Source organism: Polaromonas aquatica (genome assembly GCF_042659145.1).
GTDB lineage: Bacteria > Pseudomonadota > Gammaproteobacteria > Burkholderiales > Burkholderiaceae_C > Polaromonas > Polaromonas aquatica.
On record NZ_JBHSRS010000005.1, the window covers coordinates 333,521 to 341,627 of the forward strand.

At 58.7% G+C, this 8,107-nt stretch carries 8 protein-coding genes, 1 tRNA gene and 1 pseudogene; 8 read left to right on the plus strand and 2 right to left on the minus strand.

The window, feature by feature from the left end; translation table 11 throughout:
* The first annotated feature begins 57 nt into the window (after window positions 1-57).
* From ACFQND_RS03800 to ACFQND_RS03835, 8 genes are all read left to right on the plus strand, one after another.
* A complete protein-coding gene (locus tag ACFQND_RS03800) occupies window positions 58-1,275 on the plus strand; it encodes an IscS subfamily cysteine desulfurase (protein ID WP_371437401.1) in 1,218 nt (405 codons plus the stop codon).
* Between the two features lie 42 nt (window positions 1,276-1,317).
* Complete coding sequence (iscU, locus tag ACFQND_RS03805) at window positions 1,318-1,716, plus strand: Fe-S cluster assembly scaffold IscU (protein WP_371437400.1); 399 nt, start codon at window positions 1,318-1,320, stop codon at window positions 1,714-1,716.
* A 39-nt stretch (window positions 1,717-1,755) separates the two neighbouring features.
* Window positions 1,756-2,079 carry an iron-sulfur cluster assembly protein IscA gene (gene iscA / locus ACFQND_RS03810; RefSeq protein ID WP_074575253.1) on the plus strand — a complete coding sequence of 108 codons (324 nt, stop codon included), beginning with the start codon at window positions 1,756-1,758 and terminating at the stop codon, window positions 2,077-2,079.
* Between the two features lie 153 nt (window positions 2,080-2,232).
* Window positions 2,233-2,754: a Fe-S protein assembly co-chaperone HscB gene (hscB, locus tag ACFQND_RS03815; protein WP_371437399.1), complete on the plus strand. Its 522-nt coding sequence runs from the start codon at window positions 2,233-2,235 to the stop codon at window positions 2,752-2,754.
* A 25-nt stretch (window positions 2,755-2,779) separates the two neighbouring features.
* Window positions 2,780-4,642: a Fe-S protein assembly chaperone HscA gene (gene hscA / locus ACFQND_RS03820; RefSeq protein WP_371437398.1), complete on the plus strand. Its 1,863-nt coding sequence runs from the start codon at window positions 2,780-2,782 to the stop codon at window positions 4,640-4,642.
* 37 nt (window positions 4,643-4,679) lie between these two features.
* On the plus strand, window positions 4,680-5,018 hold the full coding sequence (fdx, locus tag ACFQND_RS03825; RefSeq protein WP_371437397.1) for an ISC system 2Fe-2S type ferredoxin: 339 nt from the start codon (window positions 4,680-4,682) through the stop codon (window positions 5,016-5,018).
* Window positions 5,019-5,120: 102 nt separating this feature from the next.
* Window positions 5,121-5,825: a DNA polymerase III subunit epsilon gene (dnaQ, locus tag ACFQND_RS03830; protein ID WP_371437396.1), complete on the plus strand. Its 705-nt coding sequence runs from the start codon at window positions 5,121-5,123 to the stop codon at window positions 5,823-5,825.
* Window positions 5,826-5,877: 52 nt separating this feature from the next.
* Window positions 5,878-5,952, plus strand: a tRNA-Val gene (locus ACFQND_RS03835).
* 113 nt (window positions 5,953-6,065) lie between these two features.
* Here the strand turns inward: ACFQND_RS03835 and ACFQND_RS03840 are convergent.
* Together ACFQND_RS03840 and ACFQND_RS03845 are read right to left on the minus strand one after the other, a co-directional pair.
* Window positions 6,066-7,319 (minus strand): sensor histidine kinase, encoded by a 1,254-nt coding sequence (locus ACFQND_RS03840; RefSeq protein WP_377412346.1) that lies wholly within the window; start codon window positions 7,317-7,319, stop codon window positions 6,066-6,068.
* A 134-nt stretch (window positions 7,320-7,453) separates the two neighbouring features.
* Window positions 7,454-8,026 (minus strand): annotated as a pseudogene (locus tag ACFQND_RS03845) (LuxR C-terminal-related transcriptional regulator); the annotation flags it as partial.
* Between the last annotated feature and the right edge of the window lie 81 nt (window positions 8,027-8,107).

The window sequence follows — 8,107 nt, forward strand, 5'->3', positions numbered from 1 at the left end:
TACCCCTGTTTTTTTAAGAAGCTGCCAGCCAGCCGTTCATATTAAAGAGCTAGCCAGATGGAAACTCCACATTTCCCCATTTACATGGACTACAGCGCCACGAACCCGTGCGACCCGCGGGTGGTGGATGCCATGATTCCCTGGTTGCGCGAGCATTTCGGCAATCCGGCATCGCGTAGCCATGCCTGGGGCTGGGAAGCAGAAGCCGCGGTTGAAAAAGCCCGCGAGCAGATTGCCGACCTGATTGGCGCGGATCCGCGCGAGATTGTCTGGACCAGCGGCGCGACCGAGTCCAACAACCTTGCGCTCAAGGGCGCAGCGCATTTCTACAAGAGCAAAGGCAAGCACATCATCACGGTCAAGACCGAGCACAAGGCTGTGCTGGACACCTGCCGTGAGCTGGAGCGCCAGGGTTTCGAGGTGAGCTATCTTGACGTGCAGGCCGATGGCTTGCTCGATCTGGATGTGCTCAAGGCCGCCATCCGGCCCGACACCATCCTGGTCAGCGTGATGTTCGTCAACAACGAAATCGGCGTGATCCAGGACATCGCCGCGATAGGCGCCCTGTGCCGTGAAAAGGGCATTATTTTCCACGTCGATGCGGCGCAGGCGACCGGCAGGGTAGATATCGACCTGGCGACTTTGCAGGTGGACCTGATGAGCCTGACCTCGCACAAGACCTACGGACCCAAGGGCATAGGCGCGCTGTACGTGCGCCGCAAGCCGCGCGTTCGCCTGGAAGCGCAAATGCACGGCGGCGGCCATGAGCGCGGCATGCGTTCGGGTACGCTGCCGACGCACCAGTGCGTGGGCATGGGCGAGGCCTACCGCATCGCCAAGGCTGAAATGCACGAAGAGAACAAGCGCATCCGGGTCCTGCATGAGCGCATGCTCAATGGCCTGAAGGATGTCGAGGAAGTTTTCCTCAACGGCCATGCCGACAAGCGTGTTCCGCACAACCTGAACATGAGCTTCAACTACGTCGAGGGCGAATCGCTGATCATGGGCATCAAGGGCCTTGCCGTGTCGAGCGGGTCGGCCTGCACCTCGGCAAGCCTGGAGCCCAGCTATGTGTTGCGTGCCCTGGGCCGCAGCGACGAACTGGCACACAGCAGCTTGCGCATGACGATTGGCCGCTGGAGCACCGAAGAAGAGATTGATTACGCGGTCGCCACTATCAAGGAAAACGTGGCCAAGCTGCGTGAGCTCTCCCCGCTGTGGGAGATGTTCAAGGATGGTGTGGACCTGTCCACCATCCAGTGGGCTGCTCACTAGGCAGCATTGGCGCAGCGCAAACAGCTTTAAGAGGTACACAAAATGGCATACAGCGAAAAAGTGGTAGACCACTATGAACACCCCCGCAATGTCGGCTCCTTCGAAAAGGGCGACGAAACGGTAGGCACCGGCATGGTCGGCGCCCCCGCTTGCGGCGACGTGATGAAGTTGCAGATCAAGGTCAACCCGGTCACCGGCGTGATCGAGGACGCACGCTTCAAGACTTACGGCTGCGGCTCGGCGATTGCCTCCAGCTCGCTCGTGACCGAGTGGGTCAAGGGCAAAACGCTGGACGAAGCAGCAAGCATCAAGAACAGCGCCATCGCTGAAGAGTTGGCCTTGCCGCCCGTCAAGATTCACTGCTCCATCCTGGCGGAAGACGCCATCAAGGCCGCTGTGAATGATTACAAGCAAAAACACGCGCAAGCTGTTGCGGCGTGAGCTGCTCAAGGCAACGTGAACTGATTTTCGGGTGATCCAATGTCCGTAACCCTTACCGACGCCGCAGCCCGCCACGTGACCCGCTACATGACCAAGCGCGGCAAGGGTGTGGGCGTGCGCTTGGGCGTCAAGACCACTGGCTGCTCGGGCCTGGCTTACAAGCTTGAGTATGCCGACGAGATCGCACCCGAAGACGTGGTGTTTGAAGACAATGGCGTCAAGGTGCTGGTCGATCCCAAAAGCATGGCCTATATCGATGGCACCAAGCTTGATTTTGTGCGCGAAGGCCTGAACGAAGGCTTCAAGTTCATCAACCCCAATGAGCGCGACCGCTGCGGGTGTGGAGAAAGCTTCCGGGTTTGATTTTTGTGTGCAAAGCTACTGCGCGGCCGTCATGCGTCGTTGCGCAGTGCTCGAAATCCTCACGTACCTGAGTACGTTCCGGTTTCTGCGCGCTGAGCGCCTAGCCTGACTTCCGCTCGCTACGCTTTCCATCACAAAAATTTCCTGCCCAGCGTGCCTTCCCTCCAATCCAACGATTTCGAACTCTTTGACCTGCCTGTGCAATTTGCACAGGACCCGGCCGCCCTCGACGCGCGCTGGAAAGAGCTGCAGCGCGAGGCGCATCCCGACCGGTTTGCCGCGCAGGGCGCCGCAGCCCAGCGCGTGGCCCTGCAGTGGTCGGTGCGCATCAACGAGGCATACCAGCGGCTACGGAATCCCCTGAAGCGGGCCAGCTATTTGTGCGAGCTGCATGGCGCACCGATCAATGCGGAGACCAATACCGCCATGCCGGCTGATTTCCTGATGCGGCAAATGGAGTTGCGGGAAGCGCTCGATGATGCCGAAACCATTGAAGATCTGGATGAAATAGCCTCCCGGTCGGCGTCCAACGGGCGCGAGCAGCTATCAAAAATAGAGCAAATGATTGACGTCAAAAAAGATTTCCAGGCGGCGGCCCAGCAGGTCAGAAGCCTTATGTTTATAGAGCGTTTTGCCAGCGAGGTCGATGCGCGCATCGACCAACTGGGACAATAAGCACGAGTCCCCCCAAGAAAACGACATGGCACTTCTCCAGATATCCGAACCCGGCCAGACGCCGGACCCACACCAGCGACGCATTGCCGTTGGCATAGACCTCGGCACCACACATTCGCTGGTCGCCAGCGTGCGCAATGGCGTGTCCGAATGCCTTCCCGACGCTGAAGGCCGTGTGATCCTGCCCAGCGTGGTGCGCTACCTTGATGCGGAGCGCCGCCAAATCGGCTTTGAGGCTCTGGCCGCGCAGGTCGAGGACCCACGCAATACCATTTCTTCCGTCAAGCGCCTGATGGGGCGTGGCATTAACGACATAGGCAACCGCTCACAGTTGCCCTACCAGTTGATCGACAAACCCGGCATGGTCACGCTGCAAACCGTTGCCGGCGAGAAAAGCCCGGTCGAGATCAGCGCTGAAATTCTCGCCACCTTGCGTTTCCGGGCAGAAGACACCTTTGATGAGGACATCTACGGCGCGGTCATCACCGTGCCCGCGTACTTTGACGACGCCCAGCGCCAGGCCACCAAGGATGCCGCGCAACTGGCGGGCCTGAATGTTCTGCGCCTGATCAACGAGCCCACGGCGGCTGCGATCGCCTATGGCCTGGACAACGCCAGTGAGGGCATTTACGCCATTTACGACCTGGGCGGTGGAACCTTCGATATTTCCATCCTGCGCCTGACGCAGGGCGTGTTTGAGGTGGTGGCCACCGGTGGCGACTCCGCACTGGGCGGTGATGACTATGACCGTGCGCTGGTCGAGTGGACGCTGGCCAAGGCTGGCCTGGCTGCTGATACCCTGACGCCCACCGACAAGGCGGCGCTGCTGCGCGCCGCACGCGCCTGCAAGGAGGCGCTGTCGGCCACAGGGTCTGTGCCGTTTTCGGTGCAACTTGCCAAGGCACAGCTTAATTTTGAAATGAAAGCGGAAGACTTTGAAACCGCTACGGCGCACCTTACCCAGCGCACGCTCGCTGCGGCACGCAAGGCCTTGCGTGATGCCGGACTGCTCAAGGACGAGGTTCAGGGTGTTGTGCTGGTGGGGGGGGCAACGCGCATGCCTCAGGTACGCAAGGCGGTTGCCAGTTTCTTCGGTCGTGAGCCGTTGACCAACCTCAATCCCGACGAAGTGGTGGCATTGGGCGCCGCGATTTCTGCCAACCAGCTGGCAGGCAACAATACCGGCGCCGACCTGCTGTTGCTTGATGTAATCCCCTTGTCACTCGGCATTGAAACCATGGGTGGACTGGTCGAGCGCATAGTGCCGCGCAACCAGACAATTCCCACAGCGATGGCGCAGGATTTCACCACTTACCAGGACGGCCAGACCGCACTGGCCCTGCATGTGGTGCAGGGCGAGCGCGACCTGGTGGCCGATTGCCGCAGCCTGGCCCGTTTTGAGCTGCGCGGCATACCGCCCATGGTCGCGGGCGCGGCGCGCATACGCGTGACTTTCACTGTCGATGCCGATGGCCTGCTCAGCGTCAGCGCGAAAGAGCAGGTCAGCGGCGTTGAAGCCCGCATTGACGTGAAACCGTCCTATGGCCTGTCGGACGAGGAAATTGCCCGCATGTTGCAGGACAGTTTTTCAACCGCCCAACAGGACGTGCAGGCACGCGCGCTGGCCGAGGCGCAGGTAGATGCGGACCGCATGATCCTGGCCACACAGAGCGCCTTGGCAGCAGACGCCGACCTGCTCAACCCGAATGAGCGGGCGCAGATTGACAGCCTGATGGCGGGCCTGGCCGATACGCGTACTCACGGCGATGCCGCAGCCATTGAAGCGGCGACCCAGGCGCTGGCCAAAGGCACGGAGGCCTTTGCCGCGCAACGCATGAACCGGGGCATCCAAAAAGCCCTGGCCGGAAAAAACATAGAGGCCGTCTAGGTGCTTGCCAGCCACAGGCCATAAAAGGACAGACAGCATGCCCATCATCAAGATATTGCCCCATCCCGAATATTGTCCGCAGGGCGCTGAAATAAGCGCGCCCGCCGGCACGTCCATTTGCGAGGCCCTGCTCGACAACAAGATCAATATCGAGCATGCGTGCGATATGAGCGCCGCCTGCACCACCTGCCATGTGGTGGTGCGCGCAGGCTTCAACTCGCTCAACGAGCCTGATGAGACCGAAGAAGACCTGCTCGACCGTGCCTGGGGCCTGGAGCCCAATTCGCGCCTGAGCTGCCAGGCCATCCTGGCGCAGGCGGACGTGACGGTGGAGATACCGAAGTACTCCATCAACCATGCCAAAGAGCTTCATTAGCCCCCACGCTCGGCACTGCGTGTCCTCGTTGCTCCCCGAGGGGGCTCGGTCGCCTTGGGGCGGCCCGGCGGCGACCCTTCATCGCTCCGTTACCATCACACAATGCGCCAAATTGTTCTAGACACTGAAACCACCGGTTTGTCCGCTGAAAACGGCGACCGCATTATTGAAATCGGCTGCGTTGAGCTGATGGCCCGCAAGCTGACAGGCAACAACAAACATTTCTACCTGAACCCCGGGCGCGACAGCCATGAGGATGCCCTCAAGGTTCACGGGATCAGCAATGAATTCCTGAAGGACAAACCGAAGTTCGCCGCCATTGCGGACGAATTGCTGGACTACCTTCAGGATGCCGAGATCATCATCCACAACGCGCCGTTTGACGTGAGTTTCCTGAACAAGGAGCTGGAGCTGATAGGCCGGCAGGGCATCAAGCACTGTGTGGCGAAGGTCACCGACAGCCTGATGATGGCCAAGGAGATGTTCCCGGGCAAACGCAACTCGCTGGATGCCCTGTGTGATCGCCTGGAAGTTGACAATTCAGGGCGTACGCTGCACGGCGCTTTGCTGGATGCCGAGCTGCTGGCTGATGTCTACATCAACCTGACACGCGGGCAAAACAGCCTGATGATGGATGTTGGTGGCGCGACGCAAACTGGAGAGGATCTGCCGGTCGTAGATCTGAGCAAGTTTGAGCTTCCCCTGCTTGTGGCCAATGAGCAGGAAATTGCCGATCACGAGAAGCTACTGGCCGATATCGACAAAGCCAGCAAAGGAAAAACGGTTTGGCGTGCTGTGCCGGCCTGATTTTTTTAAAAAAAACGGCATGAAACAGCATATAATCATAGGCTGACCGATAGGGCGGTTAGCTCAGGGGTAGAGCACTGCATTCACACTGCAGGGGTCGCAAGTTCGAAACTTGCACCGCCCACCATTAAGAAAAGAGACCTCACAAATGTTTGATTTGTGAGGTTTTTTTGTTTCTGGCTTCCTGGGGTGAAGTGCTGCCAGGCATGCCCTGATGACTTTTCGCTTGTCCCTCCTTGGTCAGGCAAGCGTGCTTCTTAACGGCAGGATAAGCCGGACGCATGTACCCGCCCCGGTTTTGCTTGAAATCATGAGCTTTCCGCCCATGTGGTGCGCGCGCTGGCGCATGCCCTGAAGTCCTTTTCCTGTGTGTGTTCCCTCGGGAATGTAGGCGATGCCTTTCCCGTTGTCGCGCACGTCCAGGATCATGTGGTTGGTCTGCGGATCAAACATGCATGCGACCTCAACGATGGAGGCTTGCGCGTGGCGTATCACATTGGCCAGGCATTCCTGGGCGATGCGCAGGGCCTGCTGGCTTTCCACTCCGCGCACTTCTTCAAGCTGGCGGCAGGGTTCAAGGTTCCAGATCATGTTGATGTTGAGCCTGTCGAGGGTATGCTGAAACCTGTAACGCAGGCCGCCCAGCGCTTCGACAATATTTTCATCGGCACCGTCCAGCGCATCCACCGTCATTTTCAGGTCGATCAGGCATTGCTCCAGCGCAAGGACCAGGTGCTGCTGCTCTGGAGCGCTGTTTTCCAGAGACGACAAAATCCCCACAATTTGCGAGCCGACGCCGTCGTGCAGATCCTGCGAAATACGGTGACGTTCCAGGGCTAATGCCAAAGCAACTTCATTTTGAATCGGGCCGTAGTCCGTGTCCGGCCCAAAAACAGAGGATGACTGAAAGTCTGATGCTGGGCCAGCCAGACTGGAAACTGAAGCGAACTTTCGGGTCACCAGATACCAGATGACAACTACACATATTGCGTACAGGTAGTCGGAGACCGTTGCATGGGTTCCAAATTGGCTCATCACCAGAACATGATTCAGGCCCAGGCCAAAACCAGCAAGGCATCCCGCCAGGACGAGCCAGCCGCGGGGGCTGTTAATGCCATGCATTCTGGTCGCCACAACCACGGTCAGCCATACCGCCGTGGCCAGATTGACTGTAGCCCAGACCTCGTACGCCCATGCCTGGCTGGCCTTGTTTGACAGGTCATCGGCATAAGCGCCGTACGACTGATACCAGTCCAGCACTGCAATGCCAACAACAGCCTGTGCCGCCAGTATCAGGCAGAACCTGAGCTGCGTGATGCCTGCGCAAGCCAGTAGCACAAAAGCGATGCCGATGATTGACAGCTGATAAAACAGATGCGCCGCGTAAGCAGCGTAGGCCGAAAGCGCCTGTCCTGCCAGCGGAGAACTAATCGCCAGGTGCCGCGACTCGGTGACCAGCAAATAAAGCAGCCACATGACAACCGTCACGCCCATGGCAAGGTCGTACAACCTGGGGCGGGCAGGTTGTGTTGCAGGGGGTGTTTTGGATGCAAGCATTGAAAGTGCCGTGCTGACCAGGCCTCCGGCCAGCACTGAAACTTTTTGGTTTATCGCCAGCATATGCAGCCCTAAATCAGCCCGCGATGGGCTGCAGAACTCACGGCCTGCGCCCGGTTATGGACATGCAGCTTGCCGTAAATGTGTTTGATATGGGTGTTGACTGTCTCGGCACTGATCTTGAGTTTTGAGCTGATTTCCACGCTGGTGTAGCCGGCGGTAATCATCGTCAGAACACATTTCTCGCGCTCGGATAACTGGTCTTTCTGGTGTCCATGCTCGGAGGAGGACACACCTTCGGCTGAGCTTTGCAGTTTCCGTAGAAGGCGCCGGGCAAGATTGGGCGTGATCGAGGCGCCGCCGTTTACAACCTGAAGCACCGCCTCCGGAAAATTGCCAAACCAGGAGTTCTTGACCAGATAGCCGGTGGCGCCCAGCTCAAAGGCGTGCAGTGCCTGTTGTTCGTCTTCCAGGACAGATATAACCACTGCTTCTGCATTGGGGTGCAGAACCTTCATGTATTTGATGAGATCAAAGCCGTTGCCATCACCCAGGTTAAGGTCGACCAGCATGACGTCGAATGCGTGCTGTGCGATCAGGTGCCGACCTTCGCGCAGGCTACCACCTTGTGCAACGATATCAGTGTGGACTTGACCCGTTTTCGTAGACACATTTCAGCTTCCAGTACGAAGCTGCTCGAATGCCAGCGGGCTCAGAAGGTCAAG

Excerpts from the sequence above, each read along its gene's own strand:
- ACFQND_RS03800 (WP_371437401.1), top strand. The coding sequence starts at position 58 with ATGGAAACTCCACATTTCCCCATTTACATGGACTACAGCGCCACGAAC.
- iscU (WP_371437400.1), top strand. The coding sequence starts at position 1,318 with ATGGCATACAGCGAAAAAGTGGTAGACCACTATGAACACCCCCGCAAT.
- iscA (WP_074575253.1), top strand. The coding sequence starts at position 1,756 with ATGTCCGTAACCCTTACCGACGCCGCAGCCCGCCACGTGACCCGCTAC.
- hscA (WP_371437398.1), top strand. The coding sequence starts at position 2,780 with ATGGCACTTCTCCAGATATCCGAACCCGGCCAGACGCCGGACCCACAC.
- fdx (WP_371437397.1), top strand. The coding sequence starts at position 4,680 with ATGCCCATCATCAAGATATTGCCCCATCCCGAATATTGTCCGCAGGGC.
- dnaQ (WP_371437396.1), top strand. The coding sequence starts at position 5,121 with ATGCGCCAAATTGTTCTAGACACTGAAACCACCGGTTTGTCCGCTGAA.
- ACFQND_RS03840 (WP_377412346.1), bottom strand. The coding sequence starts at position 7,319 with ATGGGCGTGACGGTTGTCATGTGGCTGCTTTATTTGCTGGTCACCGAG.